The sequence below is a fragment of the Corallococcus sp. CA054B genome, from assembly GCF_003611625.1.
GTDB classification, from domain to species: Bacteria; Myxococcota; Myxococcia; order Myxococcales; family Myxococcaceae; genus Corallococcus; species Corallococcus coralloides.
Window position 1 is genome coordinate 1 of the sequence record NZ_RAVY01000049.1, and the last position, 15,507, is coordinate 15,507.

17 protein-coding genes are annotated in these 15,507 nt (G+C 66.8%); 7 read left to right on the forward strand and 10 right to left on the reverse strand.

From position 1 onward, the window contains the following. Positions 1 to 561: 561 nt before the first annotated feature. Both D7V80_RS14765 and D7V80_RS14770 read right to left on the reverse strand, forming a co-directional pair. Positions 562 to 822: a hypothetical protein gene (locus tag D7V80_RS14765; protein ID WP_120588770.1), complete on the reverse strand. Its 261-nt coding sequence runs from the start codon at positions 820 to 822 to the stop codon at positions 562 to 564. A gap of 10 nt (positions 823 to 832) precedes the next feature. Continuing rightward, positions 833 to 1,714, reverse strand: a complete 882-nt coding sequence (locus D7V80_RS14770; protein ID WP_120588771.1) for a hypothetical protein — start codon at positions 1,712 to 1,714, stop codon at positions 833 to 835. A gap of 133 nt (positions 1,715 to 1,847) precedes the next feature. Here D7V80_RS14770 and D7V80_RS41785 point away from each other — a divergent pair, with 133 nt between their 5' ends. Together D7V80_RS41785 and D7V80_RS14780 are read left to right on the forward strand one after the other, a co-directional pair. Continuing rightward, entirely contained in the window at positions 1,848 to 2,714 is an 867-nt protein-coding gene (locus tag D7V80_RS41785; RefSeq protein WP_158616631.1) for a hypothetical protein, read from the forward strand. Between the two features lie 41 nt (positions 2,715 to 2,755). Beyond that, entirely contained in the window at positions 2,756 to 3,646 is an 891-nt protein-coding gene (locus D7V80_RS14780) for a hypothetical protein (RefSeq protein ID WP_120588772.1), read from the forward strand. A gap of 56 nt (positions 3,647 to 3,702) precedes the next feature. Here the strand turns inward: D7V80_RS14780 and D7V80_RS14785 are convergent, their stop codons facing one another. Further along, on the reverse strand, positions 3,703 to 4,488 hold the full coding sequence (locus D7V80_RS14785) for a helix-turn-helix transcriptional regulator (protein ID WP_120588773.1): 786 nt from the start codon (positions 4,486 to 4,488) through the stop codon (positions 3,703 to 3,705). Between the two features lie 70 nt (positions 4,489 to 4,558). Between D7V80_RS14785 and D7V80_RS14790 the strand changes: the two genes are divergently transcribed. From D7V80_RS14790 to D7V80_RS14805, 4 genes are all read left to right on the forward strand, one after another. Beyond that, positions 4,559 to 5,494, forward strand: coding sequence for a DMT family transporter (locus D7V80_RS14790; protein WP_014395976.1), 936 nt, complete (start codon positions 4,559 to 4,561; stop codon positions 5,492 to 5,494). Between the two features lie 133 nt (positions 5,495 to 5,627). Beyond that, a complete protein-coding gene (locus D7V80_RS14795; RefSeq protein WP_120588774.1) occupies positions 5,628 to 5,822 on the forward strand; it encodes a pentapeptide repeat-containing protein in 195 nt (64 codons plus the stop codon). Between the two features lie 11 nt (positions 5,823 to 5,833). After that, positions 5,834 to 6,127 carry a hypothetical protein gene (locus D7V80_RS14800; RefSeq protein ID WP_120588775.1) on the forward strand — a complete coding sequence of 98 codons (294 nt, stop codon included), beginning with the start codon at positions 5,834 to 5,836 and terminating at the stop codon, positions 6,125 to 6,127. A 212-nt stretch (positions 6,128 to 6,339) separates the two neighbouring features. Then, entirely contained in the window at positions 6,340 to 6,750 is a 411-nt protein-coding gene (locus D7V80_RS14805; RefSeq protein ID WP_147447105.1) for a hypothetical protein, read from the forward strand. A 56-nt stretch (positions 6,751 to 6,806) separates the two neighbouring features. On the opposite strand, the gene D7V80_RS14810 is transcribed toward D7V80_RS14805, so the two are convergent. The 4 genes from D7V80_RS14810 to D7V80_RS14825 all read right to left on the reverse strand — a co-directional run bounded on the left by D7V80_RS14810 (position 6,807) and on the right by D7V80_RS14825 (position 10,808). Continuing rightward, complete coding sequence (locus D7V80_RS14810) at positions 6,807 to 7,289, reverse strand: tyrosine-protein phosphatase (protein ID WP_120588777.1); 483 nt, start codon at positions 7,287 to 7,289, stop codon at positions 6,807 to 6,809. Positions 7,290 to 7,302: 13 nt separating this feature from the next. Next, positions 7,303 to 7,857 carry a DUF4604 domain-containing protein gene (locus D7V80_RS14815; protein WP_120588778.1) on the reverse strand — a complete coding sequence of 185 codons (555 nt, stop codon included), beginning with the start codon at positions 7,855 to 7,857 and terminating at the stop codon, positions 7,303 to 7,305. A gap of 6 nt (positions 7,858 to 7,863) precedes the next feature. Next, positions 7,864 to 9,813 (reverse strand): peptidoglycan-binding protein, encoded by a 1,950-nt coding sequence (locus tag D7V80_RS14820; protein WP_120588779.1) that lies wholly within the window; start codon positions 9,811 to 9,813, stop codon positions 7,864 to 7,866. A 149-nt stretch (positions 9,814 to 9,962) separates the two neighbouring features. Continuing rightward, entirely contained in the window at positions 9,963 to 10,808 is an 846-nt protein-coding gene (locus tag D7V80_RS14825; RefSeq protein WP_147447106.1) for a hypothetical protein, read from the reverse strand. A 165-nt stretch (positions 10,809 to 10,973) separates the two neighbouring features. On the opposite strand from D7V80_RS14825, the gene rph reads away from it, so the two are divergent. Next, positions 10,974 to 13,592, forward strand: coding sequence for a rifamycin-inactivating phosphotransferase (gene rph / locus D7V80_RS14830; protein WP_120588781.1), 2,619 nt, complete (start codon positions 10,974 to 10,976; stop codon positions 13,590 to 13,592). 18 nt (positions 13,593 to 13,610) lie between these two features. Here rph and D7V80_RS14835 read toward each other — a convergent pair whose 3' ends face one another. From D7V80_RS14835 to D7V80_RS14845, 3 genes are all read right to left on the reverse strand, one after another. Beyond that, positions 13,611 to 13,946 (reverse strand): hypothetical protein, encoded by a 336-nt coding sequence (locus D7V80_RS14835; protein WP_120588782.1) that lies wholly within the window; start codon positions 13,944 to 13,946, stop codon positions 13,611 to 13,613. Beyond that, entirely contained in the window at positions 13,943 to 14,755 is an 813-nt protein-coding gene (locus D7V80_RS14840) for a DUF2092 domain-containing protein (protein ID WP_158616633.1), read from the reverse strand. Before D7V80_RS14840 ends, D7V80_RS14835 begins: the two co-directional genes overlap by 4 nt. A gap of 140 nt (positions 14,756 to 14,895) precedes the next feature. Further along, positions 14,896 to 15,501, reverse strand: coding sequence for an HMA2 domain-containing protein (locus D7V80_RS14845; protein WP_120588784.1), 606 nt, complete (start codon positions 15,499 to 15,501; stop codon positions 14,896 to 14,898). Between the last annotated feature and the right edge of the window lie 6 nt (positions 15,502 to 15,507).

The window sequence follows — 15,507 nt, forward strand, 5'->3', positions numbered from 1 at the left end:
CGTCCGGCCGCAAGCCGCCGCTCCTCCAGTTGCTGGGCCGTCCAATGCCTCGGCTGCCACGCCATGGAAGCGCCCCCTCCATGGAGCAACCGCCGGTCCCTTACCCAACTTCCCTGAAGGGGGTTAGACGGGCTTCCTGGAGAAGGAAAGTCCGTGGACACTTTCCTCTGCCAAGAACGACGGTGTGTCTGGTGGTCCACGTTATCCACTGGCCTCGTGGCCCGGCCAGTCTCAAGTTAGCTGCCCTGTTCTGTGTAGGCCCTGACTCAGGACAAACTGCGACCTGAGGAAATCCCTCTGAGGGACCGACGCCGCGTACCGTGACGTGGTGCCCTTCGCGCATCGGAGGCCGCGATGCGCGGACGGCCCAGCAGCAGACGACGCTGTTCCGCTTGAGGACGCCGGGGCCGGGTCCCGGCGGATCATCCGCTGCGCAGAGTGAAGGACATAGCGGACGCTGTGCTGGCGGCGCAGCAAGGAGCAGTTCAGCAACAGCCTGCGAGGCCCTCACGTCGCTGCCCTGGGCGAGCCCGGGCGGCTCCGAGCCCGGCGCACGACCCGTTACCCTCGCTCTTCCTTGACGGTCGCAGCATTCATGACCTCGGAAGGGTTCTTGTTGGCGGCCGCCACCGTGAGGGCGATGTCTTTGACGTGGCCCTTCCTGGCGAGGAAGACAATGGCGCCCAGCAACTTCTCCGTGGGATGCGAAACCTGACTCAGCTGCGCGAGCACGGGTTCCACCTGGTCGCGTCCGAACTTCCGTTCGATTTCAGCGACGCGGTCCGCGTGATTGAGACCGTACTCCTGCTTCTTGCGTGGCATCCGTCCCTCCTTACGCCGCGTGGGAAAGCCCCCGCCGCTCCAGGAAGGCTTGCAGCTCGGGCCACCGGGCGGAGAGGAGCTCGAAGTCGCCGGGGCGCGTGGGCCGCAGGGACGCGAGCGCGGCATCGATGGCCGCCGTGTGGCTCGCCGGATCCATTGCGTCCAGGGCGAAGGCCCGGAGGAGCTTGAGCCGGCGGGCGTCCCGCCCCACCAGCGCATCCGCTTCGCCCGCCCGCGCATCCAGCGCGGACACGGCGGCGGCGGGGTTGCCTTCGCGGCAGAGGAGCGCGACCTCCGGCAGCAGCGCATAGATGGGAGGCAGGTCGCCGTTGCGCTTGCGTCCCTCCGCCAGCCAGGCGCGCGCGGAAGCAAGGTCCCCCTCTGCGAGGCGCGCCATGGAGATCAGGCCCGGCATCCACCGGTGCATCGCCGGGACGGAGCTCCGGAGCTTGCCGGAGCGCTCCGCCGAACCGAAGAGCTCCAGCGCGCGCCCGGTGTTCCCCTGTGCCAACTGGCATTGACCCATCATGGCGACCGACACCGCCCGCTGTGGCCCCTGCGTGGCGCGGCGGGCGGCCTCCTCGAAGCGGCGGGACGCTTCCTGTTCGTCCCCCGCGCTGAAGAAGGAGACTCCCTGGTGGTACGCCCCCGCCCAGCGGCGGATCCGCCAGTAGAAGAAGGCGAACAGCGTCAGGAAGACCGTGACGAGCAGCGGGACGTAGAACCGCGACCCCAGGGCATCCCGAGCCGCCTCCTCGCCGCGGCTGACAGCGAAGAAGTTGTAGGCAACGAGGAAGATGCCGATCCAGACCGCCCATGCGACGACCCGGTGGGGCGCGACGAATGGAAAGGGTTTGAGGTGGGACTCTTTGGGCAGGGGCAGTTCGTTCACGGGACCTTCCACCCTAACACCCCCTGGCCCTCCGTTCAGTCCCCCGACTTTCTCGCGAAGGGGGTGAGGGAAATTCCGCCCGGATTTCGTTGATGGGCCATCACCCAAACCCCAGACGGGGGAAGGACGGACCATGAAACTCCGGATGCAGACACACCTGTGGACGGGCGCGGCGCTCGCGCTGCTCCTGCCCGCGGCGGCGCTGGCGAACGAAACCCATGTCTACGGCATCGCCAACTTCGGAGGCCCGGGGCAGTGCAATGCCGAATCGCACTCCGTGCATACGGCTACGGCGGCGGAGTTCGCCAACTACTTCAACTCACTCATGAGCACCGGCCTCTGGTCGGACGTCCGCACCATCAACAACTCGAGTGCGCGCGCGGACTTCTGGACCGACGCCTCGAAGGTCCCGGCCGACGCGAAGGACACCCAGGCCAACTTCGGCGTGGACGACGCGGACGTCCTCTTCGTGCACACCCACGGCGGCCACAACGAGGCCAACCTGCGCAGCTGGCTCGTGATGGGGACCAACGCGGATGCGTGCTCGGCCGTCACCGACACCCACATGAGCCTGGGCAACGGCAAGCTGAACATCGCCGTCGTGAAGGCCTGCCAGTCTGGCGACTACCAGGTCTGGAAGCAGGGTGGGTACCGGCGGGCGCTCGTGACGCCCACCAGCGGCTTCACCATGTGGAATGCCTTTCACGGCAACTCGTCGTGCGGCAACTTCGTGAAGACCTACGTGAAGGGCTACGCGGCCAATTCGCGGCGCGATGGCGCGGGCGAGAACTGGATCGACGCGGCCTACGACGTCGACGAGGGCGCGAACAACGACGACTGCCCGGTGTCCATCGTCTTCGGTGAAACCAAGGCGCAGCGCATCGCGATGTACGAGAACGGCGGCTGGCGGGACCGCAAGTCCACGGGGCGCAAGGTCGCCTCCCACATCTTCTACGTGGGGGGCTGCGAGCCCTCCGGCGGGCAGAAGCTGCCCGAGTGACTCCTCCCGTCATCGACCTCGAACAGAAAGAACGAACCGCCATGAAAAGCCATCTGCTCATCCGATTCCTGACCGTCCTGCCGCTCGCCGCCGCGTCTGGCTGTGACAGCGGCGCGCTCATGGAGCCCGCCGAAATCACCACCCAGTCCGCCCAGGCGACCCTCGGCTTCATCTTCGACTCCACGGCCATCGCCACGCCGCCCACGGGAGGAATCCCCACCACGCTGCTTCCCCGCACGGCGTTTGATGCCGCCGCGCTGCAGGGCTCCCTGGTGGGAACGACCGAGCCCTTCACCCAGACGGAGACGGTGGGGGCCCGCGCGGATCTGGAGTCCCAGTCCTGGACGCTGGAGCGCGACCCGTCCGAAGGCCAGGTGCTGGTGCTGAACAAGGTCCCCAGTGGCCCGGAGACGCCGCAGGAGCCCGCGGTGTTGCAGCGCACCGCCCTGGCCCGCCTGCAGCGCTGGGGCATCCCCACCGCGGAGCTGGGCCTGGTGCGACAGGTGAAGTCGTTCAGCCAGGGCGAGGACGATGGGGCCCTCGAAGCGCCCTCGCTCCACCGCCACAAGACCTTCGTGATGCGTGCCATCAATGGCATTCGCGTGGAGGGCCACCGCGCGGTGGTCTCCCACGGGCCGGATGGCAGCTTCCAGCGCGCGCTCATCAGCTGGCCGGCCCTGGCCCGGACGGGACACCTGCTCCGGACGCGGCTGACGACGGCGCAGATCGAGGAGCGGGCGCGCACGGCGCTCCAGGCCGAGGGAGAGACCACGGGGCCCGTGCGCCTCTCCTGGAAGTACGTGCCCTCCCAGCTCAGCACGGGCGAATGGGCGCTGACGCTCAAGGTGTCCGCCAGGATGCCCGCGATCACCGGCACGACGAGCACCGAGGAGCCCCGCGTCGTCGACGTGGACGTGAGCGCGGTGCCCTGAGCCCCAGGTCAGCGCCGGGTGCGCTTCCGGTCCCGCGACGCAAGCGCACCGTTCCCTCACGACGCCACGAAGCCGTGGCCGCGGACCTTGTCCGGCGTGGTGCCCGTCATCCGCCGGAACATCGCGATGAAGGCGGAGGCGCTGCTGTAGCCCAAGTCGAGCGCGATGGCCTCCACCGCGTGTCCCTGCTCCAGCATCGCGAGCGCCTTCACCACGCGCAGCCGCTGGCGCCATTCGCTGAACGACAGGCCCAGGTGCTGCTGACAGCGCCGCTCCAGCGTGCGCTCCGTGGTGTGCAGCACCTTGGCCCATTCAGCCAGGGAGCGCTCATCCTCCGGGTGTTGCTCCAGCGCCGTGAGGACCGGCTGGAGGAGCGGATCATCGGACATGGGCAGGTAGCTCCCATGGGCGGGGGCCAGCGCCAACTGGTCGATGAGCACCCGGAACAACCTGCGCTCGGCGCTGGTGCGTGGCTGCGCCAGTTCATGGGTGCGCAGGTGCTCCATCAGGGACTTCATCAGCGGGCTGACCGCCATCGCGCACGCCGTCCTGGGCAGTCCCCGGCACCACGCGGGGTCCAGGTAGAGCGAGCTGTGGCTCGCCTCGAAGCGGTTCATGCCCCGGTGTTCAAGGTCGGGCGGCAGCCAGATGCCGTACTGCGGAGGAGCGAGGTAGTGGCTGTCCGCCAGCTTGAGCTCCATCACCCCGCTGTAGGCGTAGACGAACTCACCCCAGGGATGTCGGTGACGCGGATAGGCCGCCGCCGCGGGCAGGTTCGCCGCGCGGAAATACACGGGGTGTGGAAGCTTTGAGGTGAAGGGAACTTGCAGCTGCTTCGCCATGGCGGCTTCTCGGGATGGGTTGTCGGAATCTCGCTATATCCATCCACCCCGTCAGCCGCAGGATGAAGTCATGAGCTCCCAACGAAAACCCGCGGATGGCTTCGCGCTCGCGACCATGGTCGTGCTGTGCGCCATCTGGGGCTTCCAGCAGGTGGCCGTCAAGATGGCCGCTCCCTACGTTCCCAACCTGATGCAGATGGCGCTGCGCTCGGGCGTGGCCGCGCTGCTCGTGGCGCTGCTGTGCTGGGTGCGGGGCGAGCGGGGGCTCTTGCGCCGCGGGCCGTGGCGCGCCGGCCTGCTCGTGGGCGTGCTCTTCTCCCTGGAGTTCCTCTTCGTGGCGGAGGGGCTGCGACACACGAACGCCTCGCACATGGGCGTCTTCCTCTACACCGCGCCCGTCTTCTCCGCGCTGGGGCTGCACTGGCTCGTGCCCTCCGAGCGGCTGAAGCGGACGCAGTGGCTGGGGATTGGCGTGGCCTTCGCGGGCATCGCGCTGGCGTTTGGCGGCGGCTGGCTGCGAGGCGGCCTCAGCCCGAGCGTGCTCCGCGGAGATGCGATGGGGCTGCTCGCGGGCCTGGCCTGGGGGGCCACCACGGTGGTGATCCGCACCTCCTCGCTGTCAGACGCACCGCCCACGCAGACCCTGCTGTATCAGCTGGTGGGGGGCGCCGCGCTGCTGCTCCCCGTGGCCCTGCTCACGGGACAGGCCGGCCCCATCACCATGACCCCCGTGGCCTGGGCGAGCCTGTTCTTCCAGTGCGTCATCGTCTGCTTCGCCACCTACCTCGTGTGGTTCTGGCTGCTGCGCCACTATCTCGCCTCCAACCTGTCGGTCTTCTCGTTCATGACGCCCCTGTTCGGCATCAGCGCGGGCATCCTCGTGCTGAATGAACAGGCGGACCTGTCCTTCGCGGTGGGCGCGGTGCTGGTCCTCACCGGGATCCTCATCGTGAGCGGCGCGGGCCTGCTGCGCTCCGCGTCCGCGTTGAAGCAGGGCACGACCTGAGACGAGGGGCTCCGCGGGTGAGGGCATGGGTTCACTTTCCGCGAGGGTCCCGGTTGTGTATGCAGTTGCTTCATGACCGCTCGACGCGTTTTCGGCGCCACTCCCTTCAACGTCCCCGGCGAGTTCAACGGACCTGCGCGAGGCGAACTTCAGCAAGGCCCGCTGCTACCGGACCGTCTTCTCCGGTGCGAACCTCCGGGGCGCCCGCTTCGAGGGCGCGGAGTTGTCGTCGAACCGCTTCGACGGCGCGGACCTGCGCGACGTGGACTTCCGGGAGGGACGCTTGCGATTGGAGACAGTCTCCGCCGGGATGCCATTGCGTAGCTGAGAGGAACCTGTATGCCGACCTCCGCCGAAGACACCCTGAAGCAACTCCGCGCCGCGCTCCAGCAGCGCAAGGCCACCGAGCGGGAGCAGGTGGCGGAGGCTCGGGCCACGTCTGGCAAGGAGCCCTTTGACATGGAGAAGCTCCACGCCCTCTACAACCTCACGTGGGATATCCATGATGCGCCGCTCACCCCAGACATCATCGAGGACTACGAGCGGCGGTACTACCTGGAGTTGCCCCAGGTGAAGACGCTCCCGCAGTTCGCGGAGTACCTGGCCATGCTGCGCGACAACGACGCGACCTGAAGCCGGGCTGACGTCCGCATCCGTGCCAGCCGGTGCGCACCGTGCAGCCCGCTGCACACGCAACGCCATGGCTCCCAGAGGACACGGCCGCAGGCATGCAGATTGCTAACATGTGCGGTATGTCCAAGCGCCTCCTGCTTCTTCTCTGCGTGCTCACTGCGTCCGTGGTCCACGCTGAAACGCCTTCGATGCCTCGGGACGAGACCTGGCTCATGGTGGGTCCCCTGTTCAGCAGTTCGGCGCGAGGGACGGGAGTGGGCCTGGAGGCGTCCCTCAATATCGCGGATGACATCCATGCCTTCGGCGTGTTCGGCCAGGCGCAGCGGATGGAGGACTCGCATACCCGGCTGAGCGCAGGCGTCCAGGCCAGCCTCCTGCTGTTGGGGCTGGAGCTGGGCGTGATGCACGAAACGGAATCCCGGGCGCACGTGGCCACGACGGGGCTCCAGGTCACGCCCTACTTCTCCTTCATCTACGGCTCGGTGGGCCTACGCCTGGGCATCCCTCTGTCCGCCGCGGAGGACCCCCGGCCCCGGTATGGCTTCGAAGGGGCGGTCGTCCTGAGCCTGAAGCTTCCCGTGTTGTTGGGCGGGCGCACCGTGGCGCGCTTCCCCCACCTGTGAGGGAGAGGTGGTCCACCCGCGTTGTGACCGGCTCGTCCACCTCCTCGAGGCTGACCTCACCCAGAAGTGCAGGACCAGGGCTCTACCAGCGCATCCCCCCAGGCCAGGCGGTCTGGGCCTACGCCCTCCGCGGTGACCTGACGCAACTCTGCGAGCCTGGCGCGCGCAGCCTCGGCGCTCAGTCCGAGTTGTCTCAAGAGCGCGTAGCCGAACATGCCCGTGCGGTGAATCCCCGCCGAGCAGTGGATGAGCAGCTTGCCGCCACCCTCAATGATGGCGCTCAGTTGGCGCAACACCTGCCTGAGTTCCTGGGTCCGCTCGGGGGCGGGGACCGCTCCGCCGTGAAACGGAACCCAAATCCAACCGAGGCCCGCGCGGGTCGCGGCCTCGCCAAGCTGGCGCGCGCCCTCGGTCTCCCCAAGCAGGGTGACGACATGCGTCACCCCTTTGGCACGCAGGGTGGAGAAGTCCTTGAGCTTGGGTCGATGTGTCAGCGAGATCGCACCGCCGCCAATGGAGACAAAGTGGACATCACTCATGGGGCAGTCCTCGTCACCGGGTGCCGGGCGCTGACAGCGCCGCCCAGCGCTTGACTTCGTCCGCAGTGGGCTTGAGGTCAACCACGATGAAGCGCTCCTCGTCATCATCGAAGTACGTCTTCGCCGTGGCCTCCATCAGGCTCCGGGCCAACACTTTCTCCAGGAACGTATCCCTGGGGTCGGTCGACTTGCCCAGGCTCCCACGAAAAGCCTTCTGCATGCGGGCAAGTTGCGGAGGTGGTGCTGGGGGATCATCCCATTCGGTGTAAGAAGCGAGGTTCACTCCGTAGAGGTGGTGCTTTCGCGCGACGAAGTCGCTGCCCACCTCGACCGGCTGCTCAATGGACACCAGGCGTTCCAGTTCGGGATTGCGCTCGAGCCATTGTTGCGCCGAGCGCAGCAGCGCGACGAAGGGGCCCACCATCGTGCTCGGCAGGCTCCCGTCGAAGTGCCGCACGATGAGTCTGGATGTTCCTGGCACCTCCCGAGAGAGGTACAGGGCTCCCAGCGGGCTCTCCAGGAACGGCTTCAGCTTGAGTTCACGGTGGAGGGTGGCGAAGTCACGCATGGAGTCTCACATCATGTCAATAACGACGAGTTTGTTGATGTCCGGGGACCAGTGAATGTTATTCGAAGGCCCCTTGGCCCTGGTCAGCTTCTTTAGCAGATCCTCGAGCACCGGAGGCAGTTGCCCCACGGACTTCATTCTCTGCAACTCGGTGACCACGCGCCGGTAGGCGGCCGAAGTCATGGAGTTGCTCATGGCCCTGCTTAACTCCATCGAGCTGGAATCAAAATCACGTATCACCCAATCAGGGCCTTGTTCGCTGATTTTCACGACTTTGATATCGGCTTTGAGTTTGGAATTGGCCTCTACGGCGGTCATCGCCTCTTTTAGCTTCTTGATAGACTCATCCATGACTGAGAGTCGGCTCTTGAACCACCGCTTCAGTGTTTTGCCGGGCCACTTCTCCGACAGGAAGAGCTGCCCCTCGGAGCCGGCAAGTCCTTTGGTGGGCTTGAGGTCCGCGGCTCCGCGGAACTGCTGGAGTCGTTTCTTGAAGCTTCCGTCCAGTTCCCGAGCGAACTTCTCCCACCCTTTGGGGACCCCTGGCACTCCGGGCTGCTTCGTGTGGGCTTTCGGTTGCTTCTCTAGAGCGACTGTCTTCTTGGGTGGATCGGCCTTGGCCAGGTCACGCGCGGGCGAGAGCCCGCGCTTCGAGCCCGCGCGCGTGTTCAACTGCATCGCCAGGGGCCTCGTGATGCCTTTCGCCTTCTCCGCGAGCTTCACGAACCGGGGAAACTTCGCGAGGAGCTTGCCAAGCTTTCCAGCCTTGCCTGCCCACTTCACGATGGTGGCTCCCCCAGAGGCAACCGCCAGCACGATCTCGACGATGACGTACCCGATCAGCCAGCCCCGGAAGTGCTCGCGGCGAAGGAGATTTGGATCGTTCCAGCGTTTGGCGAGAGCCTGGATGCCGGCCTCGGTCAGCGTCTTCAGGTTCAACGATGCAGCCAGATCCCACAGGCCCTTCAAGTCCGATACGATCTCGCCGCTCAGCAAGCTGTAGACGAGCTTCCACGCCAGCTCCAGCAGATCAATGAGCCCTGTGAGCAGATCCCAGACGGATTCGAGCGCGCCGTGAATCAGGCCCGCGGAGAAGGCCAGTTTCCCCAGGTAGGCGTTCCCAACGTGCGTGGCGGCAGCTTTGACGTCCTGCCACAGTTCATAGGTGATGGAGCCCGAGCCCACCTTGCCACGCAGGCTCCTGGCGAACTCCACGCTCGGAATCCAGATGAGGTAGCCTTCACGTGTCTGGGTCGTGTCCCAGGCCGCGTCCTCGGTCGGCTTGTAGATGCCGCGCAGCCCTGGACCCCGGTTCGCCTCGACAAGGACATTGGCATAATAGCGCTCGTCCTGGCCCCATCGGATGGTGGATCCCTTGTAGTGCTGCTTGACGATGGCCAGTGCGCCTTCGTTCTTCTTGATTTTATGAAGGACTGCCCCGGGGTCGGGCAGATTGGTGTTGATGTATTTTTTGTAGACGAAGCCGGAATCTCCATCCGCGAGCGTCACGAAATACCAGTCGCCCGAGAGCTCACGGCTGACGAAGACGCGAGTGTTGAATGAGAGCTTCTTCTTGAACGTGCCGGTGAGGTGGGGCTGCGCTCGAAGGTTCACGCCGTCGCCGTTGGACACCCGGCCAACACTGTAGACCCCTCGCCCCATCTCGAATGGAAAGCCCTTGGGGCTGTTGATGTTGCCAACCGTCGAGGCAGGAGCGGTGAGGGTGTTCAGGGCCGTCCAGGTCGAGGGGCCCACGATCCCGTCCGCACCCAGTTTCCTGGCGAACTGGAACTGTCTGACGGCATGTTCTGTGTCCGCCCCAAAGCGGCCATCGATTGAGTTCTTGTAGAATCCAGCCATCCGGAGGTGATTCTGGAGGTTGGCCACCGCGGACCCCTTGGAGCCCAATCGAAGCAATTCCTCGGAGACTTCAAAGCTTCCTGTTGGTTGGCCCATCTCCCACCCCTGACCTGAAGTCGCGGCGTGTGTGAGCTTCAACTGTATGAAGGCGCATCAAGGCGAACGAAGAACCCGGGGAGAGGGGTCTGGTTTCGTCGCGCAGTGTCCTGGAGCGTTGGGTGAGGCTGGACCTCCGGTGAGTCTGCTCAGAGCGCCTTCACGTAACCAGAGACTTTCGGATTGCAGGCGCCGACCTTCTTCAGCGCGGTTTCGGCCGCCTTCTTCTCCGGGTGGATGCTCGTCACGATGAACAGCCCCGGCGTCAGGCGCTTGTGCGGCGTGGTTTCGAGGACCAGGAAGCCGCTTGCGCAGCCGTGATCCAGCTGCGCGCTGTCGCGGGAGGCGATGGCCTCCTGGACCGTCTTGAAGCTTCCGATGATGGCCGCGTAGCGCGCGGGCCGGTTCCGGAGCTCCTTCACCACTTTGCGGCCAGCGGCATCCCAGCGGTAGGCGTCGAGCTTCCACTGGTCGGGCTCAACCGAAAGAAACGAATACTCCCGGTAGAAGCCCTCGACCGGTGAGCCCGGCGTCAGCGGATACGGGCCGACGTGGGAACTCTCCGGACCCGCGAAGTTCTCATCCCCGTTCCAGGCCTCCGTCACCCCGCCGTCCTTGACCACGTAGAGGCGGTGATGGCGATGGACGTGTTCGAATCCGCCTTCCTGGGTGACGAGGAGGCCCCACGCTCCGGCCTCCAGCCGCACCGGCTGGACGGAGGTCGTGACGTTCTGTTCCTCCTCGCCGGAGGACCAGCTCTCGGAGGACGCGGCTTGAATCCCGTACGCCATTCCGGCGGGCAACTTCGCCTTTTGTTTCCCACCTGTCCCTTCGCTCAACTCAAGCTCCAACTGGCAGGCGTCGCCTGCCTTGTGGCAGCCCGTCGAGCGCAGGACGTACATCGCCCCGGTCGTCTCGCTCGCCTTGAAGCGCTTGAGCTCCCCCTGCGCCGCGGGCTCGGCGCTGACCGCCGGAACGCTCGCGCCCAGGAACATGATGAACACCGAACCCAGCGCGGACCGACTTCCAAAGTCCATCTCTCCTGCCTCCCTGATTCCGACGTCAGTGTCTTCCGCTTGAGAATTTCACGCCGCCGTTCGGGCCTCCAGGGGGCATCAAGGAGGTACAGTGCCGCCATTTCCCCAGAGGGAGGAGCGCGCATGGGCTGCTACGTGTTGGGTCTCCAGGAGATCGACCAGACGCAGGTCGCGCTCGTGGGCGGCAAGGGCGCGCACCTGGGGGAGCTTTCGCGAATCGACGGCATCCGCGTGCCGGCCGGCTTCTGCGTGACGACGCATGCGTTCCAGCGGCTCATGGCGGAGGCGCCGTCAATCGACGCGCAGCTCCAGCGGCTGTCGCGCCGGAAGCCGGACGACCGCGAGCAGCTCCGCGCGCACAGCGCCGAGCTCCGCCGGACCCTCGAAGGGACCGCCATCCCTGACGATGTGGCCGCGGCGATCACCCACGCGCTCGCCCGGCTCGGCGAGCACGCCGCCTACGCCGTCCGTTCGAGCGCGACGGCGGAGGACCTGCCCACGGCCTCCTTCGCGGGCCAGCAGGACACGTACCTGAACGTCGTGGGGACAGCGGCGATCCTCCAGCACATCCGCCGGTGCTGGGCCTCGCTCTTCACCGAGCGGGCTGTCATCTACCGCCTGCGCAACGGCTTCGATCACCGGAAGGTCCGCATGGCGGTGGTCGTGCAACAGCTGGTCTTCCCGCAGGCAGCCGGGATCCTGTTCACGGCCGACCCCATCACCTCCCACCGGAAGGTCACTTCCGTGGAGGCCAGCTTCGGCCTCGGCGAGGCCCTGGTCTCCGGACTGGTGAACGCGGACTCCTACAAGGTTCGGGACGGCGAGGTCATCTCCAAGGCCATCGGCACCAAGCAGCGGGCCATCCACGCCTTGCCGGCGGGCGGGACGCAGGAACAGGAGATCGCGCCGGAGCGGCAGCAGCAGCCCGCGCTGACGGATGCGCAGGTCGTGCGGCTCGCGCGGCTGGGCCGGCAAATCGAAGCGCACTTCGGCCGCCCCCAGGACATCGAATGGTGCCTCGTCGACGACGCGTTCTTCTTCGTCCAGAGCCGTCCCATCACCACGCTGTTCCCCATCCCCGAGGCCAGCGACCTGGAGAACCACGTCTACGTCTCCGTCGGTCATCAGCAGATGATGACCGACGCCATGAAGCCCCTGGGGCTCTCCCTGTTCCAGCTGACGGCGTTGCGGCCGATGCTCGAGGCCGGCGGGAGGCTGTTCGTCGACATCACCCAGCTCCTGGCGTCGCCGTCAGGCCGTGCGGTCCTGGTGGATGGCCTGGGGAAATCCGATCCGCTGATCCGGGACGCGCTGCAGACCCTCATTGGCCGCGGCGACTTCATCCGGCCACTCCCGGACGCGAGTCCCGGCAGGCCGCCAGCTGGCGGAGCACCCGCCCCAATCGAAACCGATCCGGCCATCGTCGACGAACTGATTGGCCGCAGTCAGGCCTCCATCGCCGCCTTGAAGCGCGACATCCAGACGAAGTCAGGGCCAGCGCTGTTCGACTTCATCCTGACGGACATCCAGGAGCTGAAGCGGCTGCTGTTCGAGCCGCGAAGTCATCAGGTGATCATGGCCGGGATGGAGGCCACCTGGTGGCTCAATGAGCAGCTGCAGGCGTGGCTGGGCGAGAAGAACGCAGCCGACACGCTCACGCAGTCCGTCCCAAACAACGTCACGTCGGAGATGGGGCTGGCGCTGTTGGAGGTCGCGGACGTGATCCGCCCGCATCCAGAGGTGGTGGCCTTCCTGCGGCAGGTCGAGGACGACGGCTTCCTGGAGCAGATGGACACGCTCTCGGGCGGAAGGGAAGCGCGAGACGCCATCCGCGCCTATCTCGACAAGTACGGCATGCGCTGCGTCGGCGAGATCGACATCACGAAGCCGCGTTGGAGCGAACGGCCCACCACGCTCGTGCCCATCCTCCTGGGCAACATCCAGAACTTCGAACCGGGTGCCGGCGCGCGGCGCTTCGAGCAGGGACGTCAGGAGGCCTGGAAGAAGGAACAGGAGCTGCTGGCGCGCCTGCGAACCTTGCCGGACGGGGAGGGGAAGGCCGCGGAGACGAAGCGGATGATCGACCGGGTCCGGACCTTCATGGGGTACCGGGAGTATCCGAAGTACGGCATCGTCAACCGATACTTCGTCTACAAGCAGGCCCTGCTGGAAGAAGCCGCGCGCCTCGTGCAGGCCCACGTGCTGCGTGAGAAGGAAGACAGCTTCTATCTCACGCTCCAGGAGCTCCACGACGTCGTGCGCACGAACCAGGTGGATGAGCTGCTCATCCGTCAGCGCAAGGACGCGTTCCGGTCGTATCAAGCGCTCACACCGCCCCGGGTGTTCACGTCGGAGGGCGAGGTCATCGCCGGGGCCTACCGGCGAGACGATCTGCCGGCTGGCGCGCTGGTCGGCCTGGCGGTTTCCGCAGGGACCATCGAGGGGCGGGCCCGCGTCATCCTGGACATGGCGGAGGCCAGGCTCGAAGCAGGCGACATCCTGGTCACCTCCTTCACGGACCCGAGCTGGACGCCCTTGTTCGTGTCCATCAAGGGCCTGGTGACGGAGGTCGGCGGCCTGATGACCCACGGCGCCGTCATCGCACGGGAGTACGGCTTGCCGGCCGTCGTGGGCGTGGAGCAGGCCACCCGTTTGATCCGGGACGGGCAGCGGATCCGCGTGCATGGGACGGACGGGTACGTGGAACTCCTGTCCCAGCCAGACGCGGCGCTCCGGGGGTGAACACCGGAGCGCCAGGGACTACTCGGCGACGTACACGAGGGTGTCCCCCTGGTAGAAGGGGCGGTAGCGGACGCCGCCGCACTGCTGATAGGCGACGCCGCCCACCGTCGTGGCCGCGCAGCCCGCGGGGAGCGTCGTGACGGTGGCCGCGCCCACGGGGGCCGCCTCCACGGTCGTGTTGTTGCCGTAGTAGGCATCCTGACGGGTGGCCGTGCGTCTCGAGGTGCGCCGCGCCACCCGGCGCGACGTGCCGTAGTACGCCAGGGCCACCTCCGGGAGCACCTCTCCCAGGAAGAAGAGCCCCAGCAACATCGCCGCCACCCGCTGGCGGGGCTTGCGCGAGTGCGTCGTCATTTCGAGCCTCCTTGCTGCTGCGCTCCGCCCTGCGAGTCCGGTGCGAGGAACGACACGCGCGTGGCATCGCGTGGGGGCGTGAACTGGAACTGATCCGGGGTGAGCTGGGGCGACAGGTTCCACCCGGACAAAGTCACCGAGTACTGCGGCGCTCCCGGCAGGTCCCGCGAGGTGATGACGTACTTGAGGGGCAGGGGCCGCAGGCCGTCCTCCACCCACAACTCCCAATCCACGCCGTCGCGGTTGCGGAACGCCAGGTGGTGCACGGGCACGCCATTCACCTTGGCGCGGCCGAGGTATTTCCCGGAGCGCACGTCCTCGGTGAGGGCTGTGTAGGGATTGCTGACGAGCAGGTCACCGCCGGGCGCATCCAATCCGAGCTTCTGCGAGGCCATGTCCAACGTGGCATCCAGGGTGGAGGGGGCGGGCGTCGTCGCATAGGCGTTGGCCTGCTCGCCGTGGACCGTGAGCCGCTGGCCGTCATAGAAGAGGTGCAGTCTGGCCAGGTCTCCGGCGCGGTCCACGCGCAGCCGGTTGGGCCGCTGCAGGCGCACGTCGCCCGCGCGCTGCAACTGAACCTTCTGCCCGGAGTCGAGCACTTCATCGAGCGTCCCCTCGGTGCGGACGGAGAACTCACGCTGCTCGGCCAGGAAGTCGCCCATCTGGCGCAGGATGCGCTGGGCCTGGGGGTCGATCTTCGCATTGGACCCGGTGCGCTCGGCGGTTGCCTGCTCCTGCTGTGCGCCCGCGAGCAGGGGCGCCGCTCCCAGGAGCAGGGCGAGCAGGGGCCCGCACCACCTCTTCCTCAACCTCGCACTGCTACCTGTTTCTGTCATGAACCCCTCCTGTCCCCGGGACGTTGGGGACAGGGCCGTGGGGCTCAAAGGCTCACCGGTTCAACCGCCGCGCTGTCTGGTGCCTTGCAAAAGGCCCTCACCGCGGACCGACATCAGTGGGCGGCGCCGGGGGGGCTCATGCCAGGCGGGTGCGCGTCGCCGTTGTCGTGGCGCACCTGGGTCGGAGTGTTCCGGATGGCCAACTCCTCCATGGTGGCGAAGGTGCGGAAGGCCCACCAGCCCAGGCTGAACCACGGCGGGGATTCGATCTTTCCTTTGATGGCCACGTTCATCACGCCCGCCGCCGCGAAGCCCAGCGCCGTCAGCGAGCCCAGGTCCACGTGGCCCTCGGTGGCGCGGAGCAGATCCGCGTTGAGCTCCTTGATGAACGAGGTGGCCGCTCGCGCCAGGCCGCTGCCCTGTTCGAGGGACCGCAGCAGGGGCTCCCCGTCGGGCAGTTCTTCTCCAGGGCGCACCACCGTGTCCGCGCCGGTGATCCGGCGCACCTCCTCCAGCAGGCGCTCGACGTCCACTTCCTCGGGGTCGTGCCTGCACAGCACGCTGCCGGTGAAGGGCCGCACCTCCACTTCGCTGATGCCCTCCAGCAGCAGCAGGTCGTCCGCCAGCGACGCGGCCTCCTTCCCGGCGCGCCGCAACCATGGCAGCCGCAGACGCGTGCGACCCGGCGACGAGTGGATGACGTGGATGCTCTTCACCATGTGCGC

Bases quoted from the DNA above. Each gene is read 5' to 3' on its own strand.
- rph (WP_120588781.1), top strand. From the start codon at position 10,974: ATGGGCTGCTACGTGTTGGGTCTCCAGGAGATCGACCAGACGCAGGTC.
- D7V80_RS14785 (WP_120588773.1), bottom strand. From the start codon at position 4,488: ATGGCGAAGCAGCTGCAAGTTCCCTTCACCTCAAAGCTTCCACACCCC.
- D7V80_RS14815 (WP_120588778.1), bottom strand. From the start codon at position 7,857: ATGCGTGACTTCGCCACCCTCCACCGTGAACTCAAGCTGAAGCCGTTC.
- D7V80_RS14800 (WP_120588775.1), top strand. From the start codon at position 5,834: ATGCCGACCTCCGCCGAAGACACCCTGAAGCAACTCCGCGCCGCGCTC.
- D7V80_RS14805 (WP_147447105.1), top strand. From the start codon at position 6,340: ATGGTGGGTCCCCTGTTCAGCAGTTCGGCGCGAGGGACGGGAGTGGGC.
- D7V80_RS14825 (WP_147447106.1), bottom strand. From the start codon at position 10,808: ATGTTCCTGGGCGCGAGCGTTCCGGCGGTCAGCGCCGAGCCCGCGGCG.
- D7V80_RS14765 (WP_120588770.1), bottom strand. From the start codon at position 822: ATGCCACGCAAGAAGCAGGAGTACGGTCTCAATCACGCGGACCGCGTC.
- D7V80_RS14845 (WP_120588784.1), bottom strand. From the start codon at position 15,501: ATGGTGAAGAGCATCCACGTCATCCACTCGTCGCCGGGTCGCACGCGT.
- D7V80_RS14820 (WP_120588779.1), bottom strand. From the start codon at position 9,813: ATGGGCCAACCAACAGGAAGCTTTGAAGTCTCCGAGGAATTGCTTCGA.
- D7V80_RS14780 (WP_120588772.1), top strand. From the start codon at position 2,756: ATGAAAAGCCATCTGCTCATCCGATTCCTGACCGTCCTGCCGCTCGCC.
- D7V80_RS14810 (WP_120588777.1), bottom strand. From the start codon at position 7,289: ATGAGTGATGTCCACTTTGTCTCCATTGGCGGCGGTGCGATCTCGCTG.
- D7V80_RS14835 (WP_120588782.1), bottom strand. From the start codon at position 13,946: ATGACGACGCACTCGCGCAAGCCCCGCCAGCGGGTGGCGGCGATGTTG.
- D7V80_RS14790 (WP_014395976.1), top strand. From the start codon at position 4,559: ATGAGCTCCCAACGAAAACCCGCGGATGGCTTCGCGCTCGCGACCATG.
- D7V80_RS41785 (WP_158616631.1), top strand. From the start codon at position 1,848: ATGAAACTCCGGATGCAGACACACCTGTGGACGGGCGCGGCGCTCGCG.